Source organism: Thermomicrobium sp. CFH 73360 (assembly GCF_023806465.1).
GTDB lineage: Bacteria > Chloroflexota > Chloroflexia > Thermomicrobiales > Thermomicrobiaceae > Thermomicrobium.
Map to the genome: position 1 here is coordinate 55,447 of NZ_JAMSLS010000003.1, position 18,819 is coordinate 74,265.

At 61.2% G+C, this 18,819-nt stretch carries 17 protein-coding genes; 11 read left to right on the forward strand and 6 right to left on the reverse strand.

The annotated features are described in order from the left end of the window. Nucleotides 1-67: 67 nt before the first annotated feature. The 3 genes from NET03_RS06955 (at nucleotide 68) to NET03_RS06965 (ending at nucleotide 4,753) form a co-directional block, all read left to right on the forward strand. Nucleotides 68-1,630 (forward strand): tannase/feruloyl esterase family alpha/beta hydrolase, encoded by a 1,563-nt coding sequence (locus NET03_RS06955; RefSeq protein ID WP_252128185.1) that lies wholly within the window; start codon nucleotides 68-70, stop codon nucleotides 1,628-1,630. Nucleotides 1,631-1,963: 333 nt separating this feature from the next. Then, on the forward strand, nucleotides 1,964-3,370 hold the full coding sequence (locus NET03_RS06960; RefSeq protein ID WP_252128186.1) for an aminomethyl transferase family protein: 1,407 nt from the start codon (nucleotides 1,964-1,966) through the stop codon (nucleotides 3,368-3,370). 48 nt (nucleotides 3,371-3,418) lie between these two features. Continuing rightward, nucleotides 3,419-4,753 carry an ABC transporter substrate-binding protein gene (locus tag NET03_RS06965; RefSeq protein ID WP_252128187.1) on the forward strand — a complete coding sequence of 445 codons (1,335 nt, stop codon included), beginning with the start codon at nucleotides 3,419-3,421 and terminating at the stop codon, nucleotides 4,751-4,753. 307 nt (nucleotides 4,754-5,060) lie between these two features. On the opposite strand, the gene NET03_RS06970 is transcribed toward NET03_RS06965, so the two are convergent. From NET03_RS06970 to NET03_RS06980, 3 genes are read right to left on the reverse strand one after another with little or no spacing between them, the layout of a single operon-like run. Next, the gene (locus tag NET03_RS06970) at nucleotides 5,061-5,504 is read right to left on the reverse strand and encodes a hypothetical protein (RefSeq protein WP_252128188.1); all 444 of its coding nucleotides are present in this window, start codon (nucleotides 5,502-5,504) and stop codon (nucleotides 5,061-5,063) included. A 21-nt stretch (nucleotides 5,505-5,525) separates the two neighbouring features. Next, a complete protein-coding gene (locus NET03_RS06975) occupies nucleotides 5,526-6,029 on the reverse strand; it encodes a hypothetical protein (protein WP_252128189.1) in 504 nt (167 codons plus the stop codon). Between the two features lie 24 nt (nucleotides 6,030-6,053). After that, the gene (locus NET03_RS06980; protein WP_252128190.1) at nucleotides 6,054-6,812 is read right to left on the reverse strand and encodes a DUF262 domain-containing protein; all 759 of its coding nucleotides are present in this window, start codon (nucleotides 6,810-6,812) and stop codon (nucleotides 6,054-6,056) included. A 559-nt stretch (nucleotides 6,813-7,371) separates the two neighbouring features. On the opposite strand from NET03_RS06980, the gene NET03_RS06985 reads away from it, so the two are divergent. From NET03_RS06985 to NET03_RS06995, 3 genes are read left to right on the forward strand one after another with little or no spacing between them, the layout of a single operon-like run. Then, the gene (locus NET03_RS06985) at nucleotides 7,372-8,949 is read left to right on the forward strand and encodes an APC family permease (protein ID WP_252128191.1); all 1,578 of its coding nucleotides are present in this window, start codon (nucleotides 7,372-7,374) and stop codon (nucleotides 8,947-8,949) included. A gap of 9 nt (nucleotides 8,950-8,958) precedes the next feature. Then, nucleotides 8,959-9,948, forward strand: coding sequence for a metallophosphoesterase family protein (locus NET03_RS06990; RefSeq protein WP_252128192.1), 990 nt, complete (start codon nucleotides 8,959-8,961; stop codon nucleotides 9,946-9,948). Between the two features lie 19 nt (nucleotides 9,949-9,967). Beyond that, nucleotides 9,968-11,785: a nitrilase-related carbon-nitrogen hydrolase gene (locus NET03_RS06995; protein WP_252128193.1), complete on the forward strand. Its 1,818-nt coding sequence runs from the start codon at nucleotides 9,968-9,970 to the stop codon at nucleotides 11,783-11,785. Here the strand turns inward: NET03_RS06995 and NET03_RS07000 are convergent. Next, a complete protein-coding gene (locus tag NET03_RS07000; protein WP_353655793.1) occupies nucleotides 11,736-12,197 on the reverse strand; it encodes an arsenate reductase ArsC in 462 nt (153 codons plus the stop codon). The two genes, NET03_RS06995 and NET03_RS07000, sit on opposite strands and share 50 nt — an antisense overlap. A gap of 142 nt (nucleotides 12,198-12,339) precedes the next feature. Between NET03_RS07000 and NET03_RS07005 the strand changes: the two genes are divergently transcribed. The 4 genes from NET03_RS07005 (at nucleotide 12,340) to NET03_RS07020 (ending at nucleotide 15,467) form a co-directional block, all read left to right on the forward strand. Then, complete coding sequence (locus NET03_RS07005) at nucleotides 12,340-12,729, forward strand: nucleotidyltransferase domain-containing protein (RefSeq protein ID WP_252128194.1); 390 nt, start codon at nucleotides 12,340-12,342, stop codon at nucleotides 12,727-12,729. Continuing rightward, complete coding sequence (locus NET03_RS07010; RefSeq protein WP_252128195.1) at nucleotides 12,671-13,078, forward strand: HEPN domain-containing protein; 408 nt, start codon at nucleotides 12,671-12,673, stop codon at nucleotides 13,076-13,078. The genes NET03_RS07005 and NET03_RS07010 overlap by 59 nt, the downstream gene beginning before the upstream one ends. A 225-nt stretch (nucleotides 13,079-13,303) precedes the next feature. Continuing rightward, on the forward strand, nucleotides 13,304-13,720 hold the full coding sequence (locus NET03_RS07015) for an iron chaperone (protein WP_252128196.1): 417 nt from the start codon (nucleotides 13,304-13,306) through the stop codon (nucleotides 13,718-13,720). Nucleotides 13,721-14,240: 520 nt separating this feature from the next. Continuing rightward, entirely contained in the window at nucleotides 14,241-15,467 is a 1,227-nt protein-coding gene (locus NET03_RS07020; protein ID WP_252128197.1) for an MFS transporter, read from the forward strand. Here the strand turns inward: NET03_RS07020 and NET03_RS07025 are convergent. Both NET03_RS07025 and NET03_RS07030 read right to left on the reverse strand, forming a co-directional pair. Then, complete coding sequence (locus NET03_RS07025) at nucleotides 15,450-16,256, reverse strand: ABC transporter permease (RefSeq protein ID WP_252128198.1); 807 nt, start codon at nucleotides 16,254-16,256, stop codon at nucleotides 15,450-15,452. The genes NET03_RS07020 and NET03_RS07025 overlap by 18 nt on opposite strands. Nucleotides 16,257-16,259: 3 nt before the next feature. Then, nucleotides 16,260-17,207 (reverse strand): ABC transporter ATP-binding protein, encoded by a 948-nt coding sequence (locus NET03_RS07030; protein WP_252128199.1) that lies wholly within the window; start codon nucleotides 17,205-17,207, stop codon nucleotides 16,260-16,262. Between the two features lie 969 nt (nucleotides 17,208-18,176). Between NET03_RS07030 and NET03_RS07035 the strand changes: the two genes are divergently transcribed. Further along, the gene (locus tag NET03_RS07035; protein ID WP_252128200.1) at nucleotides 18,177-18,737 is read left to right on the forward strand and encodes an ECF transporter S component; all 561 of its coding nucleotides are present in this window, start codon (nucleotides 18,177-18,179) and stop codon (nucleotides 18,735-18,737) included. The last annotated feature ends 82 nt before the right edge of the window (nucleotides 18,738-18,819 follow it).

Below are 18,819 nucleotides of genomic sequence, written 5' to 3' on the forward strand. Positions count from 1 at the left end.
CCCAGACAGAGCACAGCCTGATCAGGCGGATTTGCCCGTCCTGCAGATTTCAGAGAGGAGAATGGAGATGGATGAGGTGCGACTCGAGCGACACTGCGCAAGGCTGACCGGCCAGCGGGTCGTTGCCGAGGCGATCGCGCTGCCGACACGTGGCGCGCACCTCGTGATGACCGAGGTCGTCCCTGCGAGCGAGCGGTTGCCAGCCTATTGTCGCATCGAGGGCGTGATTGAGTCGGTTGATCCGACCGCGCCGCCCATCCGTTTCCGGGTCAACCTCCCGGCTGTGTGGAACGGGCGGGCACTTCATGTCGGGGGCGGTGGCTACAACGGGTTCGTTCCGAGTGGGACAGAACCAGCACCAGGAGCTCCGCCGGACGCTCTGGTGCCGTTGGCCCGAGGATATGCCACGTTCGGGAGCGATTCTGGCCACCAGGGGATGAACGCGGCTTTCGCACTCAACGACGAGGCGCTTGAGAACTTCGGTTATGCTGCGCTGAAGAAGACGCGTGATGTGGCCGTCACAATCATGCGTTGGTTCTACGGTGCGGAGCCAGACCGTACGTATTTCGCCGGACTTTCGCAGGGGGGTCGTGAGGCGCTCACCGTCGCCCAACGGTTCCCGGAGGACTACGACGGTGTGCTGAGTATTGTTCCAGTTCTTAACTTCACGTTGCTTCAGCTGGCTGGAAATCGCATGGGTCGTGTGCTCCTCAATGGCGGTTGGATGGATGCGGGAAAGATCCGCTTCCTAGCCCAGGCGCAGCGTGAGGCCTGTGGTGGTTGTGAAGCGGTACTGGATGGCTTGTTGATTGACTACACAGCGTGTGACTTTGACGTTGCGGCACTCTGCTGTGCATCGAGTCCCGAGGAGCCTGGTCTGACCGAGGCGCAAATCGCTGCAGTACGGTTAATGCGTTCACGTTTGGAACTCTCCTACCCGCTCGCGAACGGTGTCACTTCCTATCCCGGCTGGCCCTCTGGCAATGAGGATCTGCCTGGTGGCTGGGATCTCTGGGTCATGGGCTCTGCACCACCGCCAGCGGTGCAACCGCCAGGCGTCGATCCTGGTGGCCCAATCATTGTCAACTTCGGTGCACAGTTCGTCCGCTACGCCATTGTCCGCGATCCAGCGTTCCGGACCTATCACTTCGATCCGGAAGACCCGCGCTGGCGCGAGCGAATCATCCAGGTCTCCGCCATCGTCGATTCGACCGACCCCGATCTCTCCTGTTTTGCGGCACGGGGTGGGAAACTTATCCTCGTCGAATATCTGGCCGACTATGCGCAGAGTCCTTACGCCGGGATTGAGTATTTCCAGCGTATCCAGGAAAGCCTTGGCGAGGAACTGGTCGAGTCGTTTGCTCGCCTTTATGTCGTTCCGGGAGCAAATCACCGCGGCGGAAATGCGCCCAGTCAGGCTGACTGGCTCACCGTCCTGGAACGTTGGGTAGAAAGCAGTCAACCACCTGATGCGAGGATCATCCTCCAGCAGACTGAACCTGTCCTACGCACCTTGCCGGCCTGTCGTTACCCTGATTGGCCGGTGTACGTCGGTGGTGATCCGAACGATGCGCGGAGCTACTGCTGTCGTCCCGCGCGTGGGTTCGCGCGACGAATTCTGAGGCACTGAGAGCGACCTCTCGTCATCACTGAAGTCCTGAACCGACTCGGCGTGCCGGAGACACCTGAGCGATGTCGTGCGTGGGAGTGGTGAACTGACCGGCCGGATCGGCACGCCAACCAAGTGCGCCCGCTGCTCGCGCATGGAAGAACATCCTTGCAGCACGTCCTCGAAATGCAAGGAGCGGTGTCCAGATGTTCGGCATATCGGAACCATCGAGTTGACGCCTCATGATAAACATTGTAAATTAAACACTGAATTAGCCTGGGCGTTGCGCGGCGTGACCACCTCCCTAGAAGCCCTGGGGCAAGGAGCGAGAGCAGGAGCGAAAGGGATCTGTAGATGTCGTCAGCACGAGCCCTGAGTCTCCAGGCGCTCCTCGATCAGATCCCAAATATCGTCGATCATCTCTGCAACCAGCCATTGACGCTTCTCGGAACTTTCCCTGATCTGCCTCCAGAATTCACCAACTGGCGTGACGAGCAGCATGCGTGGCGTGAATCTGTCGCGCTCTTCGACCAGTCCTATCATATGACCAACCTTTATCTCAGTGGCCCTGACGCTGTGCTCCTGCTCGAGCATCTTGGGGTCAACTCTTTTCGAAATTTCCGGCCGGGGCACGCCAAACAGCTGGTCGCTTGTAGTCCAGAGGGCTATGTGATCGGTGATGGTATTCTCTTCTCTCTGCCAGATGGTCGTCTCAAGTTAGTCTCCCGTCCCGGCATCAATAACTGGGTGCAGTATCACGCCGAGACTGGTGGTTATAACATAACAGTCGAGAAAGACGCCTGGTCGGTTGTTGACCCAAATCGACCTCGAACGGTGTACCGATTTGAGCTCCAAGGGCCACAGGCGCCAGTGTTGCTCGAAGAGCTGAACGGTGGGCCATTGCCAGAGGTGAAGTACTTCCGTATCGGGGAGATAACGATTGCCGGTCGCCGTGTGTTCTTCCTGCGCCACGGCATGGCTGGAGTCCCCGGTGCTGAGCTCTTCGGCCCGTGGGGAGACCGAGAGGCGGTCCGTGACGCAATTCTCGAGGCCGGGCAAAAGCACGGCCTCCGGCGTGTCGGCGCGAAGGCCTATATCACGAGCGGTATCGAGGGCGTGGGCTGGATCCCCTCGCCCGTGCCAGCAATCTATACAAGCCCAGAACTCCGATCCTATCGTGAGTGGTTGCCAGCGACGAGTGAGGAAGCGATTGGATCGATCGGTGGTAGCTTCTACTCGCCGAACATCGAAGATTACTACTTCACCCCGTGGGATTTGGGATATGGACATCTCGTGAAGTTTGACCATGACTTCGTTGGGCGGGCGGCGCTCGAGCGGATGGCGACTGAGCCGCACCGCGTCAAGGTGACGCTTGTCTGGGATGGCGAGGACGTGACGCGGGCTATCCGAACCATGTTTACTGAACCCCCTGGCCGTCGGGCCAAGTTCATTGATTGGCCATTACCGCGCTATGCACTGTGGCAGTATGATGCAGTCCTCAATCAGCGTGGTGAGCGAATTGGTGTCTCGACGACCTGCGGTTACAGCGCAAACTACGGTGCTATCCTCTCGCTGGCGGTTGTCGATCCGGCGTACAGCCAGCCGGGCACGCGCGTGACACTCCTCTGGGGAGAGCCGCACGGCGGATCACGGAAGCCGCTCGTCGAGCGTCATGTCCAAGTGGAGATCGGTGCGACAGTCGCCCCCGTGCCATTCGCTGAGCATGCGCGACAGTATCTTCTGACGGTGCGTGGTCATTGAGGTCGATCGAAGGGCGAGGTCAAGTCTGTGCAACGTGAGGAGGGTGCAATGCAGCGGATGGATCGACGAGCCTTCCTGAAGCGAGCGTTCGGTGCGCTTGGCGTCTCGGCTCTGATGGCAGCCTGTGCGGGTGGGCAGGCAACGCCAACACCCACAGCTGCGCCAGCAGCAACGCCGACACCAGCTGCAGCCACGCCGACGACCGCCCCGGCTACACCGACGCCAGCTGCAGCGGTGACACCGACGGCCGCGGCCACGGTCACCAGGGAACCGATCCGGATCGGCGTCCTACTCACGCTCTCCGGTCCGGCGAGTCCGAACGGCGAGGCCAACCTCCGTGGGATCCAACTGGCGTTCAAGGAGGCCGGCAACGCGATCGCGGGGCGGCCCTTCGAGCTGTTCATCGAGGATTCGGCTGGTCAGCCGGATCAGGCCTTGTCCAAGGCGCGCCAGCTGCTCGAACAGCGGCGAGTCCACCTCCTCATGGGGATTACGCTGAGTAGCGAAGCGGCGGCGCTACGGGACTACTTGCACCAGAGCGAGATGCCGACGATCGTCACCAATGCGGCGCTGCAGGCACTGACGCGTGACCCGAAGATGCGCAGCCCCTTCATCTTCCGGGTGTCCTATGCGAACGGCCAGTATGATTCGCCCGTCGCCGACTATGCCTATCAGAAACTGGGCTACAAGCGCATGCTCGGCTTCGCAGCTGACTACGCAGCCGGGAAGGAAGAACTTGCGGCCTTCAAGGCGCGCTTTACGAAGGCCGGCGGTACCTGGGTCGACGAGTTCTATTCCCCGATGGGTACGCAAGACTTTGGCCCGTTCCTGCAGCGGATCCAGCAACAGGCCGGGAACATCGATGCCGTCTTCCAGTTCCACGGACTGAGTTCTGACGCCATCCGTCTCGTCGTCCAGTACGAAGAGTTCGGGCTGAAGGATCAGATTCCGCTGATCGCCTCCGGTGCGACGACCGACGACTCGATCCTGTCCGAGATGGGTGATGCTGCCGTTGGGTTGGTGAGTGGTACAGTCTACACGTCATCCATCGATCTCCCGGGAAACAAGAAGTTCGTCGACACCTTCCGGGGGGAGTACAATCGCAAGCCTGGGCAGGTCGATTACTTGGGGTACCTCGGTGGGCTCGTCGTGCGCCAGGCGATCGAGGCGGTCAGAGGGAGCGTCGAAGACAAGCAGGCGTTTATCCAAGCCGTCAAGTCGGTGCGGGTTGCGGCGCCGGCCGGTGAGTTCCGCTTCTACCCGGAGTCGCAGGGCCCTGTGCATACCGTGTACATCTGCCGCGTCGCAAAGGCCGCCGACGGCAGCTATTACAACGAAATCTTGGAGAAGATCCCGAACGTGGACGATATGACGTTTATGTGATCCCCATCGTACCGAAGCATAATCGGGGTGGTGAGCCCACGGGCTTACCACCCTGTTTGCTCATTGCCTGGCAATGGCTTGTTTTCCCAACATGCGCTCTTGCCCGCGAAGCCCTTTGCGCACTCTGTTGATCGAGCAGTTCTCCCTCGCAACGTGCCTCCGTCGAGGCCGGCTCGACTGTGAGCTCTCTGACGTGACCCAGCGTGTCATGGCTGACCCGTCCCGTCTCCTCGGAGGAACGGTCTCGCACGGGCGATGCCTTCCCGGACGAGGCTGGAGTTCGTGTCTGCTCAGACATACTGGCAGGCTAGCGACCGATGCACTCGGACGCTTGCTTGATGAGATGAGCCATCCGCCGTCGTCGCTCACTGAGGAATTCCTCATACGGATACTCATACCAGCGCTCCGGAAGCGCGTTCAACTCCAGCATCTTCTGAAGCTGCTCTCTCGAAAAGAGTCTCTCGAGCTTCGGTGCGTACTCGTCCGGCGGTGAGTCATTGATTGCCAGGTTGTCCCGCCACCCGATCCAGACGCGGTTGGCCAGCTGATTCGCCTGCTGTGGTGTGAAGCCAAGTTGGGAGAGAAAGGCCCGAGGGAAGAGGTGGTGGTCGTGCACCGGCTTGATCGGTGGTGCGTGCGTTGGATCCAGAACGTGCCGGCTCGGGATCGTCGAGAAGAGTGCTGGCGCATCCAAGACTACCTGTGCAGCACGGAAGACCTTGAGAAGGGGCGAGCTTGCTGTCGCCGTCAAGGCGGCGGGGAGCGTGACGCTCTAATAGTCAGGTGTCAGGACCGTTGTCATGATGGTCTGAAGCCGCTCGCGGAAAGCGCGGCCGCTGTGGATGCCGTCGAGTTGACGCAAGTCCTCTTCACTCTGCGTCTCGGCTGACCCAGCATACCGTCCGGTCAGCAGCGCGAGAAAGAGCCAACGTGCCAAAAGCGGGCGTGCTTCACTGTCAGGCAGGCCGAGTTCGAAGCGGGCGATCAGCCACAGCGCATAGGTCACAGCGAGGGCAGTTTTGGAGCCAATCATGGTGTCGCGCAGAAAGCCGGCCAGCCGCGGAACGTGCAGGAAGTCATGCCAGTGTTCGAGGGCGAGCACCTTGCTTTGTGCTTCGGCCAACCGTTGAAACTGCCTTTCGCGTTGATCCTCTGGAAAGATCCCGGTTTCTAGGTCTTTGCCTCGCAGAAGTGCATAGACGGTGCGCAAGCGGCTTCGTCGGAAGGCCAGCGCCACTGTTGTGCGGAGTAGTTGCTCTGGCGTCGGTTGCCACACACGGTTCAATGGGGATGGCTTTCACTAAGGTAGTTGCTTTGCTTGTTCACAGAACCGTTCCAGCTGTGCCCGGCCACTGTCCCAATACACCGACATCAGGGTGAGAACAAAGTCGGACTGTTTGAGAGACTTCCCCTGGCTGTTGACACGGACGAAGATCTCAGCAACACGTTCCTCGTCGACGTCGTGTGAGACCTCCAGGACCGTGAACGGGTAGTTCTCCAGTGCGTGCAGCTGTTGGAAAGCATTCTCGATTTGTCGCTCTTGACTCAGACTCAGACCACCGAGCTGACGATGCCGAGTGAGGTAGCTGCCGATGAGCGCATAGAGTGATGTCTCGGGTCTCCACAGGACGCTGATGTCCGCAATCCATCGTGGATCCTTGGCCAGGAACGCGTTGGAGACCTCGAACCGCTCCTCGAGCGGGTCAAAGGCGATCTTGATTCGACGGTGCACGAACGACTTGTCGCGCACTGGTACGCCAAAGTAGACCGCATAGAGTCCGGTAAGGCGTTGCTGCCCGTCGATGACCAAGAGGTGCGGCGTGCACTGCCCGTTCGCTCCGATCTGACGGACGTGTATTCTGTCCTGCTGACCAAACTCCCAGAACAAGAGGGTGCCAATCGGAAACCCGCGGTACATCGAGTCTAGGAGATCGCGCGCTCTCGTGTCCGGCCAGACAAATGGCCGCTGGAGGTCTGGTAGTGCCAGATGCCCGCTCTGGATGTCGAGCAAAAGCTTCTTGAGGGGGTATTCTGTCTTCTTGTAAAGCAGTGCGGTCATGCTGTGGCTCCCCTCGATCGGCAGGACGATCCGAACAAAGATCTCGGATGGAGACGAGCTGCACAAGACCTTTCGGTGCCTGTTGCTGTTCATCTGGCCTGGCCGTGGTCAGGGCAGTACACCGACTCTCACTGCCGATCGGCACCCCAAGAGCGAGCATCCGAGCCATGCCTGGTGGACGCTCCGCTTCCGACCGCTCTCCTGATTAACGTGAGGGGAGGTGATAGTCTGGACAATGACGGGATCGTTGAGGCTGGCGAGAACCACCGGACTACCAAGACCGTCGTTTCCTGGTATCTGCTTCCACTCGCTGCGCTTCGTGTTCTCGTCCCCCTGCGTCTTCTGTATCACCCGGCACAGCCAGCGACGGGACCCCTTCAAACATTCTGTGGATCACCGTCGTGGACCGCCCGCCGTATGGCACCGTGCAATGTCGCCCGTTGAACGCTTTGCCGCTGCTTGCGCCCGTGACAGCGCCAAGTTATCCTCACTACGGCGATAACGCCCTGATATGGTACCGTAGCGGAACAGATACAGTTGAAAGGGGGCGGAAGCGGCAATGTCAGTGCGACTCTTCGTCCGGCAGTCTTCGGGGCTTGTGCGCAGTATCTCGGCACTCGATGCCTTCATCGGGAATCTCTTAATCATCAACCTGGTAATCACGGCGACCCAGATTGTTTTAATGCCCTGGCTCTTCCCAGGTCTCAATCTCCCCCTTTCCGTCCTGCTGACTGCACCGCTTGTCCTGCTCCCCGGGACGGTCTACCTGCTGTACGGACTCGCCATGCCACGTTCTGGTGGTGATTACGTCTACATTAGCCGGACACTCCATCCAGCGCTCGGCTTTGCAGCCAACTGTTCCGTTGTCCTCTGGAACATGTCCTGGATGGGAGCCTATGCGAACTGGGTCACGACCCAGGGAATCGCCGCGAGCCTCTCGATCACCGGTGCCCTTTTCGGAAGCTCCGGTCTCACCGGGCTGGCCGACCGCCTGGCGACACCATGGGTGACGCTCCTCATCGGCACGCTGGTCAATGTCTTTCTTGCCCTCGTCCTGATCAGCGGACTCCGCCGTGCCCTCCTCGTTCAGCGCACCCTTTTCGTGCTCGCCTTCGCTTCGCTTGCACTCGGTGTCTTCGTTGTTGCTTTGTCCTCCCACGCGGACTTCCTTGCCCACGCACAACGCTTCTTCGACCCAGCGGCGCTCGAGCAAGCTGCTCGCCAGAGTGGGTTGGAGCTCCCCGCGTCTTGGAATGACCCGCTTCAGACGCTCTATGCGACCGGCCTCAACGCACTCGCGCTTCTCTTTATGTGGTTCGTCCAGTATGCCGGTGGCGAGATCCAAAGTGTGCGGCGCACATTGCCCCGCGCTGTGCTCGGTTCCCTCGCAGCTGGAACTGCAATGATTACGCTCATGGCCTGGGCTGCAGCAAAGACGTTCGGTCCTGATTTTCTGGCCGTCTTCAACCACGTCTTCTCCAACGCGCCTGATTCCTATCCGTTCCCTGTTGCGCCCAGTTGGCAGCTCTTGCAGAGTCTCTTAACCGAAAGTCCGCTCCTCGTCTGGCTTATGGCGGTTGCCTTCATCGCCTGGCCGATGGCCGCCATTATCATGAATCACCTGGCCAACAGTCGTTGTATGTTCGCTTGGGCCTTCGACCGCCTGCTTCCCGAGAAGCTCGCAGAGGTGAATGAGCGGACAGGGAGCCCAGTCGTCGCCGTCCTGCTCAGTGCGATCGGAGCTGAACTGTTCTTGCTGGTTTTCACCTTTTGGGGTGACACGGCTACCTTCTTCGGTGGAAGCACGCTCGGTTATCTGCTCGCTTTTGGCACCACGGCGTTGGCTGGTCTTCTCTGGCCATTCTTACGGCCGGAGTCGTTCCGGCGCTCTGCAGCTGCTGTCCGTCTGTTTGGGGTGCCGCTTCTCCCGCTCGCTGGGGCGGGAACACTCCTCTACTTCGCGTTTCTCTTCCTGGCTTTCCTCACCAACCCAGCTTTCGGGTTAGCACGGCTCGGTCTCATCGGTTTCGCACTGTACTGGCTGATCGGGCTGGTCATCTTCCTTGTCAGCTGGCAGATTCGGCGTCGTCAAGGGATCGACCTTTCCCTTGTCTACCGTGAAGTTCCGGCCGAGTGAGGTGCCCCCATGCGCTGGTTCCGCCGAACGACGAGTCACCAGACGCGTTTTCGTCTCCTCTTCGCGACCGATCTGCACGGTGCCAACCTCGTCTTCCGAAAACTGGTCAACGCCGCATTGGTCTATGAGGCGAACGCTGTCCTTATTGGCGGTGACCTCACCGGAAAGGTACTGGTTCCACTCATTCGCCAGGCGCGTGGTGGCTGGCTCGTTTCAGTCGATGGGGAGACGAGACTGCTCGCCAGTGAGAGCGAGGCGGAGGCTTACACGACTGAGCTTGCCGATCGGGGTGCTTACGTCCTGCGCTGTGATCCGGAAACGTTCGAAACGCTAAAGAACGATCCGATTCGTCAGCATGAGGCCTTCCTGGCTCTCATGCGTGAGCGCCTCCTCCACTGGGGCTCGCTGGCGCGGGAACGTCTGGCACCGCGTGGGATCCGTTTCCTATGGAACTGTGGAAACGACGATCCGCTCGAGCTCGATTCACTCCTTGCTGAGGTTCCAGGTGCGGAGTTCCTTGAAGGACGTGCTCTTCCCCTTTTCGGACGTGTCTGGCTCGCCAGTGTGGGAGCCGCCAATCTCACACCATGGCACTGCCCACGCGACATGCCCGAGGAGGAGCTCGCACGCCGCATCGACGCTGTCGCGACGCAGATCCCCAGAGAAGATCTCCCGTTTGCGATCTTCAATGTCCACTGTCCACCATATGGAACTGGCCTCGATCTCGCGCCGCGCCTCGACGCGACGCTCAAGCCGGTGGTGGTCGGCGGTGTCGTCGAGATGGTACCGGTCGGGAGCACTGCTGTCCGAGCGGCGATCGAGCTTTATCAGCCGCAGCTGTCCCTGCACGGCCACATCCACGAGTCGCGTGGTGCTCAGCGGCTCGGACGCACCCTCTGCCTCAACCCCGGCAGTGAGTATCAGGACGGAGTTCTGCGCGCTGCCGTGGTCGACTTCGAGGACGAGACCGTGCGAAACTACCTGCTGGTGAGCGCCTAAGTTTGCTGGAGGAAGCGTTGTGCTGACACGCTACTGCGTCGCCGCGATCCAGTTCGAGCCGGTCTTCGCCGCCAAGGAACGCAACGTCGAACGTCTGCTTGCACTTTGTGCCGAAGCAGCGCGGGGCGGTGCGCGCCTTCTCGTAACGCCCGAGATGGCAACGACTGGCTACTGCTGGTATGACCGGGCGGAAATTGCTCCCTTTGTCGAGCCGATTCCCGGGCCGACGACCGAGCGCTTCGTGATGCTCGCGCGTGAACACAACTGTTTTCTCGTGTTGGGTCTACCTGAGGTTGATCCCCGGACAGGAATCTTTTACAACAGCGCCGCGTTTCTTGGGCCTTCTGGGGTCATCGGCGTCTACCGTAAGACACATAGTTTCATCAGTGAGCCCAAGTGGGCGAAGGACGGTGATCGCGGCTTCCCAGTCTGGGAGACGGAGCTCGGGCGCATCGGCATCCTCATCTGTATGGACGCTGATTACTTCGAGCCTGCACGGATCCTCGCGCTTCAGGGTGCCGATATTCTCTGCTTCCCGACCAATTGGCTGCTCGAAAAAGGCCCTGGGGCAGCGTGGATGGCACGGGCGTTCGAGAACGGTTGCTACCTGATTGCGGCTGATCGGTATGGCTGCGAGCGCGGTGTGCAGTTCTCCGGTGGCTCGGCCATTATCGATCCGGACGGCCGGATCCAGTCGCGGCTCGATACCGGGGACGGGATCGTTTATGGAGCGGTGGATCTTAAGCGTGCCTGGGAGAAACGGTTTCCCGGAGCGACGACGTCAGACAAGCTCCTCGCACGGCGTCCAGAGTTCTACGATACGCTGACGCTCAATGCCTACCTCTGGAACCCGCTCGAGTTCCATGGGCTCTATGGCCACCGCCCACTCCCGCCTGGTCGGCGAAGCCGCGTCGCGGTTGTCCAGTTGCAGCCGCTCTCTGGGGCGTTCGCGGGAAATCTTGCAGCGATCGAGCGAGCGTTGGAGACCCTGCCGCGTGGGACGCGCCTCGTCGTCTTCCCTGAATATGCGCTCACGGGTGTTCCGCACGACGCCGATGAGGCCGCACGGCTCGCGCTTCCCGTGGCGGATGCGGTCACTGCGCTCCATCGCCTCGCCCGCCGGTGTCGGACGGTCGTTGCAGCAGGCTTCCTCGAGCGCCTTCCTGATGGCGTTGCCTCGAGCGTCGTTTTGGTCGGTCCGCGCGGACTCCTCGCGGCTTATCGGAAGACACATGTCGTCGGCTGGGAGCGCGCGTTCCTGACGTCGGGGAATGCGCGGCCACCAGTTGTCGATCTCCCGCTTGGCCGCGTCGGGCTGATCCTCGGAAGCGACCTCTGTTTTCCCGAAATCATCCGGGTGCTCGCCCTGGACGGTTGTGATCTCATTGTTGCTCCTGCCGGACCGCTCCTTCCGCCGGTCCAGGGCTTGGGACCGACTGCGGTTCCACTGCACGCACCAGCCGTCACAGCAGACGACCCAACGCATTTTCACCTAGCACGTGTGCGCGCGTTTGAAAATGCCACCTATATCGCCTATGCGGCACTCCCACAGCCGGAGGGTACTGGCTGGAGTGGACTGTTCGGACCAGAGCCCCAGACACGACCCCTGGAGCAACTCGTTGAGCCGACTGTGACGGGCGTGACTGTGGGAACAGTGGACACCACAAGTCGCTCCGCTCGTTTCCCTACCAACCCGGTACGCGCGAAGGAGCTTCTGCGGATGCGGCAACCGCATCTCTACGATTGCCTGCAACTCGCGTGCAACACCGAGAGTGTTTCCTTCAATTTTACCAGTGCGTCACCGGTCCACGCTGCCGATCCCGCAACGTCACGCTGACCCACAACCGCAGCCGTTGGGCGAGGGCGTCTCGCACTTGCCGAAACGCTTCCAACTTCTCCTCCTCATTCCCCTCAACCGCCGCCGGATCGGGAAAGGACCAATGAATCTGCTCACCACCCGGAAAGACGGGGCAACGTTCTCGTGCCTGGTCGCAAACGGTGATCACATAGTCAAAGGTCTGTCCCAGGAACTCCTCAACTGATTTTGCGCGGAGCCCACCGGTGTGAATGCCAAGTTCCTCAAGCACGCGGATCGTCAGCGGGTGGACCGCGGTTGGCTCTGTCCCGGCGGAGTACACCTCAACCGCCTCGCCCGCCATCCAGCGCAACAGCGCTTCGGCCATCTGTGAGCGCGCGGCATTGTGCGTGCAAACCACCAGCACGCGGATCGGTTTCTCGCCTTTTCCCACTATCCTCCCCCTTGACTCATTTGGCTTCCCCGTCTGGAGTGTTTCAAGCCTCGTGTGACCATCCATTGCAAAATCGTGAACACTGGTTGGTCAGGAACTCGTGGTACGCTCGCAGTAGCGCCGACTCGGGAGAATGACGACGATGTCGAATCTCCAACGGACAGCCAGTGCAGATCAGGCGATCGAACGCTGGCTCAAGCACGCGGTCGATCGACTCGTCAGGACGCTCGATCCAGAGCGGATCCTCCTCTTCGGCTCCTTTGCTCGCGGCACAGCAGGACGACGTTCGGATCTTGATCTCATCATCGTGTGGGATACCGAACTCGCCCCACTCGAGCGAATCGGGCGTGCGCTCGAACTCCTCTCTGATGCTCCGCGCCCCGTCGATGTGTTGGTCTATACTCCCCGTGAATTTCTGGAGCGCGCTGACCTTCCGTTCCTCCGCGGCGTTCTGCAGGAGGCGAGAGTCCTCTATGAGCGTGGAGAAGCGACGACAGGAGGCGACACGCTGGCTCCGGCAAGCTGCGGATGATCTCGAAGCGGCACAGGCGCTGTACGATGCCAACAAGTTCGCTCAGGCATGCTTCTTTGCTCAGCAAGCAGCGGAGAAGGCATTGAAGGCGCTGTGGTACGCGCTCGACCTCGACCCCTGGGGGCATTCGGTGACTCGCCTGATCGACGAGCTCCCAGAGGAGTTTCGGCGGTCTCTCTCGTCTCATCGCGATGCGGCACTGGCACTTGACAAACTGTATGTTCCGACTCGTTATCCTGACGCGCTTGGTGTGTTAACGCCGGCCGAGGCCTACACACGCGCAGAGGCGGAGCGTGCCGTTTCTGATGCCTGGGCGATCCTCATCGCGGTACGTGAAATGCTCGCGTGAATCCGTCTCGACCCGCATCCGCCGGCTGGAGCCGTGGTGACCGACTGGATCGCGAGCGCTCCTGCAGTGCAGAACGATGCTGCACTGAGCGACCGGCAATGTGCCACGCATCAGTCACGCCGACGTGTGCTAGGTCCTGCTCCTCGGACCTTGTTGCGGTACGCTTCCTAAGTCAATCATGATTGTTCCACTCTGTGCAGGGAAGGAAGCGTGAGAGGGGTACGAATGTCTGAGGCACATGATCCACAGCATGCACCTGCCCGCAAGCGGAACATCCGGCGTTCTTCACAACCTCCTGAACGCGCCAGTATCGAGGCAGCGGTGCGCGAGAAGATCGCCGCGATGCCTGAGCCCTGGCGGACAATCGGCGAGCGGTTGGATGCCTTGATCCGGTCCACTGCGCCCGAGCTTGTCCCGCGTCTCTGGTACGGCATGCCTGCCTATGCCAAGGCAGGCAAGGTTGTCTGTTTCTTTCGTGCTCCCGACCGGTTCGACGAGCGGTACCTCACGCTCGGCTTCACGGATGCTGCACAGCTTGACGAGGGCGTCATGTGGCCAACGTCCTATGCTCTCACCGACCTCACACCGAGTGAGGAGGAACGCATCGTCGCGCTGGTTCGGCGTGCGGTCGCTGGTGGTTGAGCGGACCGTGCTCACACGGGAGATGGGACTGCACTCGGGGTGCCGTTACCTGGCAAACAGAATCGACGCGTGGGAGCGGGGTAGATCGTCCCAAAACGCTGAGCTCGTGCTCCAGATGGTTCTCGAGACGCGGGATAAGGAGTCAGTGGGGCTGGGGAAAGAGCGAGCTTCCTACGTGGGTGTGGAGGAGCATGGTTCCCCCTCGCTTTGGACGCCATGGCAGAATGGAGCGACAACCAACAGTGCTTCGGTAATGAGTGGATGGCCGTCTGCTCGTATGACGCAGGGATGAACCACGTCGTGTGCGGTTTTGCAAGGGGGATGCGAAAGACACGCGGGCCCCCCGGAGGCGTGCATTTGCTCTGGACGTCGTGCGGTCTTGCCTCCGGTCGAGTCGCCTACCCGTGGGTGAGCTTTCCCCAACACTGGTGCCCTACGAAAGTACCGCCGCCGTCGTGTTGATTCGACCCTGACAGACTTGTCGCTTCTCTACCATGCGATGATGTCCCGGGAGACAGTGGTGCTGTACCAGCGTGACCGCGGCTATGCCTGGGTGATTGTTGGCACGCTCGCGCTGACGGAGACGGTTTCTTGGGGCGTGCTCTACTACGGATTTCCTGTCTTCCTTCTACCCATGGAGCGCGAACTCGGGGAGTCGCGTGCCAGTTTTACCGGTGCATTCTCTCTCGCCCTGCTCCTCTCTGGGCTGGCCGCACCGCTGGTTGGTCGCATACTCGACCGTGCTGGCCCGCGCTGGCCGATGACGCTCGGCTCGCTTCTTGCCACACTGCTCGTTCTTGCTTGGTCGCGTATTCAGGCACTACCTGCGTTCTACGCGCTCTGGGCCGGTCTTGGACTTGCCATGGCACTCGTCCTTTACGAGCCGGCCTTTGCCACGCTCGCGAAGTGGTTCGAGCACCGTCGGCGGTTGGCAATCACGGTTCTCACGCTTGTTGGTGGACTTGCCTCTGTCATCTTTACTCCGTTCAACACCTGGCTCGTCAGCCTCCTCGGCTGGCGTGCTGCGTTGGTCGCCCTCGCTGGATTGTTGTTCGTTGCCACAGCTCTGCCGCATGCGCTGCTGCTTCGTGCACCACCTGATCACCGTCCTGTCGGCCGGGAAACGCCGGTTTCCAATGTTCGCGCAGTGCTCCGCACCCCCACATTTTGGGCACTGAGCACGGCGTTGACACTCGCCGCGCTGGTGACGGTTGCTGTGAACGTGCATCTTCTCCCGTACCTTCAGGAACGCGGCTTCACGCCTGCCTTTGCTGCGACTGCAACCGGTCTGGTCGGCCTGATGCAAATTCCAGGGCGCTTACTCGTCGCACCGCTCGGTCGCTGGCTGTCTCACCGGACGTTGACGACCGCAGTCTTCCTCGTTCAAGGTGGTGCCTTGCTTCTCTTGCTCCTTCCCAATGGCAGGGAGGCTGTCGTCCTTGGGTTTGTCGTAGCGTTCGGGATGGCCAACGGGATGATTACGATCTTGCGGGCCGCACGTCCCGCCGAACTCTTTGGTAGTACCTCCTATGGTGTCATCGCTGGCACGATGACGCTCCCCATGACGTTGGCGCGTGCAGCGGCGCCCCTCGGTGTCGGCACACTCTATACGGTTTTTGGGCACTATGAACCGGTCTGGTGGGGCCTTGTCCTCGTCGGATGTATCTCGGCACTGGCGGCAGCGGTGGCCGAGTCCACTGCCGGGCGCACGCTCTCGCCCGCACTGCATTCATCCGAGCCGGAGTAGTGCTTCTCGCTGGAAGAGACGGCGACCAGCGCGCAAAATGCCAAAAGCCGCTGCCCAGACGACCACACAGCCGAGTAGTGCGAGGCGCCAGTCGATCAGGAAGAGCCCGCTTGCCTGTGCCACCATGACGCCGATAAGCGGCATTGCCAGTAACCCGCTTAGCTGCATGACTTCCTGGAAACCACGGACTCGAGCGGAAATGAGCACAACGGCACCGAGCCCTAGGAGAGCGATGCCGGGCATCCCAAGCCCGACCAAGAGCATCCACGGCGGGCTCGGTAAGAGCGGAGGACCGACGCCAGTCACCGCGATTCCGACCACCGCGCTGACGAGCGAGCCGAGCCACCCGATCACGACGGCGGGGAGCACGGCAGCCAATACCTTCCCGAGGAAGAGTTCTTCATCGCGGATCGGGGTCACCAACAGTGCCTCCAGCGTCCGCCGCTCCCGTTCTCCAGCGAGACTGTCGGCGGCGATCGCCGTTGCGACCGCGAGGGGAACCAACAAGATGAGCGGTGCGAACTGGTAGCTTATGAGCACTACCGCAATTTGCTGCCCCGGTTCCAGCCGCTCGAGCTGTGCTCGGTCGGCAGCAGGGAGGGCGCGAATCAGTGGTTCGAGTTCGCTGTCTGGTACCTCGCCGAGGAACCGTCCCAAGAGACCGAAACCAACCGGCATCGCCAGGAAGAAGACGAGCGGCAGGACGATCAGCGGCACGAGCACTGGCCGGCTTCGGCGCACCGCGAGGAGATCCTTGCGCACGATCGCCCGAACACGCTGCCAGTGCACGTCTCACCTCCGTTCTGTTCGTTGGTGCAATGCGAGGTACACGTCCTCCAACGACGGTGTACGGAGTTCCACCCCGTACACCGCTATCCCGGCCCCGACAAGTGTGGCGACCACGTCGGGCACTGCGCGCTTCGCCAGCTGCTCCACAAGGATCCTGCCGGGCTCCGGCTTTGCCTGCGCGCGCATGCCGCGACGAGCGAGGACGTCGAGTGCGCTGTTGACCTGTTCTGGTTCCACCTCAATGGTCACCCGTGCTGGGACACCAAGTGCCGCGGCAAGTTCTCGCGGTGGCCCCTCCACTAGGACTCGGCCACGCTCCAGAATCACCACCCGGTCGCACAAACGCTCGGCTTCGTCAAGGTTGTGCGTTGCCAGGAGAATTGTCCGCCCCTCGCGTCGCCGCTCGGCGATCAGCTCCCGGACGTGGTGTGCTGCCACCGGATCGAGCGCCGCAGTTGGCTCGTCCAGGAGCAAGAGTTCTGGGTTGTGGAGAAGACAGCGGGCCAGCGCAAGACGCTGGCGCATCCCAGCGCTGTAGGTCGCCACACGGCGTTCAGCCACCTCGGCCAGCCCAAACTGCTCCAGTAATGCTGCGATGCGCTGGGCCTGGACTACCCGCGGGACGTCGTAGAGATCGGCGAAGACCTGTAAGAGTTCCCGTGCCGTCAGGCGCTCGTCGAGCCCCGGAGATTCACCAACGACACCGGTCCGTTGGCGGATCTGCTCGCCGTCGACCGTTGGTTCAAGTCCGAAGACGCGCACTGTTCCACCGTGCGGCGTGAGCAGACCGAGTACGAGACGGATTGTGGTCGTCTTCCCTGCCCCGTTATGGCCGAGCAGACCAACGATCTCGCCGGCAGCGACCTGGAAGCTGATCCCGGCGAGTGCGACTGTCTGACCAAACCGCCGCTCCAGCCGGTCGACTTGGATAATAGGTCCGTCGAACACCACGTGGCTAACTCCCCGAAACACCACAGCACCGAGTCGGGTGTGGCCCTCGTGCATTGGTCAGCGTAGCTAGGACCCCGGCCGCGTTGTGAACGGGCTGTGCTGTCCGCTTCCTGATGTGCCGCTTGCCGAGCGCGCCGCACAGTCAGCGCTAACACGACGTTGGAATTCTTCAGTCGACCGTCACGCCTCTGCAAGCGGAGAGCAGTGCGTGACAGCACGCCGGGTGGCTGTACACTGTCGTCCTACGACGCTGAGTGTGGCAAGAGAATCGCGAGAAGAGAGGGACTATCGGGAGCATCTCTGCGCGCGGGTCGCGGCACGCTCGGACCCTGCCGGCGATGTCTCATTCTCGAGTATGTGGGGAACATCCCCGTGTGCTCCTCAGCGCGAGTTCCTTCTCAGATGCTCGGCCGAGCACGAGGCGGCTCTCCGGAAGAGGCTGCAGTTGAGTCGAAGGCGGCTGGGACATACCGAGACAGGCGCAAAGCCACCGACTGCTGACGTGCGGGTTCACGTAGCGCTTGTACCACAGCCTGCCTGCCTTGGAGACTCGCGATCCACCTTACGCTCTTGGGATGGGGCAGTGGCAGCGGCTCGAGTGCGTGCAGCGGCGAGGTCAGGGCTGTACAGCCGTTGCGCAGGAGTATTGGCCCCCGTGCGTGTGCTGACAAGGGGACTGGAGTGTCCCGGACCGTCGTTGGAGCGCTCGTTCACCCTGGCGTGATACTGGGCCATGGGCAAGCGGTGGCCCCGTCGCGAACCACACGGGTAGGAGCAGCCTCGCAGCATGTCAAGCGTATCGAACAAGCGAAATGTGAGTTGTGCCGGCGTTTAGTTGTGCCTCCCGAAGCCGATGGGCCATTTGCGAGAAGATACCCGACATCACACCGGATTGGATGGTGCCAATTGGCTGTTGTCCGGGATACACGTTCCGCGCACGCTTGCCATATTGGAGAGAGGAGGATGGTCATGCAGATTGGACGACCCAAGCAGTCACAGCGGTTCGCGTTCACTCCCCTCACCATCGCCCTCAGCGGCGTGATGATCGCTGTTGTCTTCGTGGCCACCCGTTTCATCCAGGTGCCGATCCCAAGCGGTTATATTCACCTCGGCGATATTGCCATCTATACGGGTGCTTTCCTGTTCGGCCCCATCGTCGGGGGCATCAGCGGAGCGCTTGGGCCGATGCTGGCTGACCTCACCAGTGGCTATGGTCAGTACGCTCCGGCGACGCTTGTGCTCCATGGGCTCCAGGGTCTCCTCGCCGGTTGGATCGGATGGCGCGCCGGGATCTGGCGCATGATCCTCGCTGTGACCATTGGCGGTCTTCTCATTGTCGTCGGGTATTTCTTGTACGAAGTCGCTGTGCTGCGCATCGGTCTCGCCACCGCGACGGCCAACGTTCCCTTCAATCTTTGGCAGGTCGTGTCGGGTGCGGTCGGTGGTGTCGCGTTGACGATCCTCTTTCGGGAGAGCTATGCCGCGCTCCTCGCTCGTCTGCAGCCGCAACGGTTCCGCCGTGAGGCCTGAGTACTCGCCCGCGGACCAATCTTCTGCGCCGAACTGGTGAGCGCGAGCGTGATGCTCGTCCATCTGTGTGGATGACCGTTCA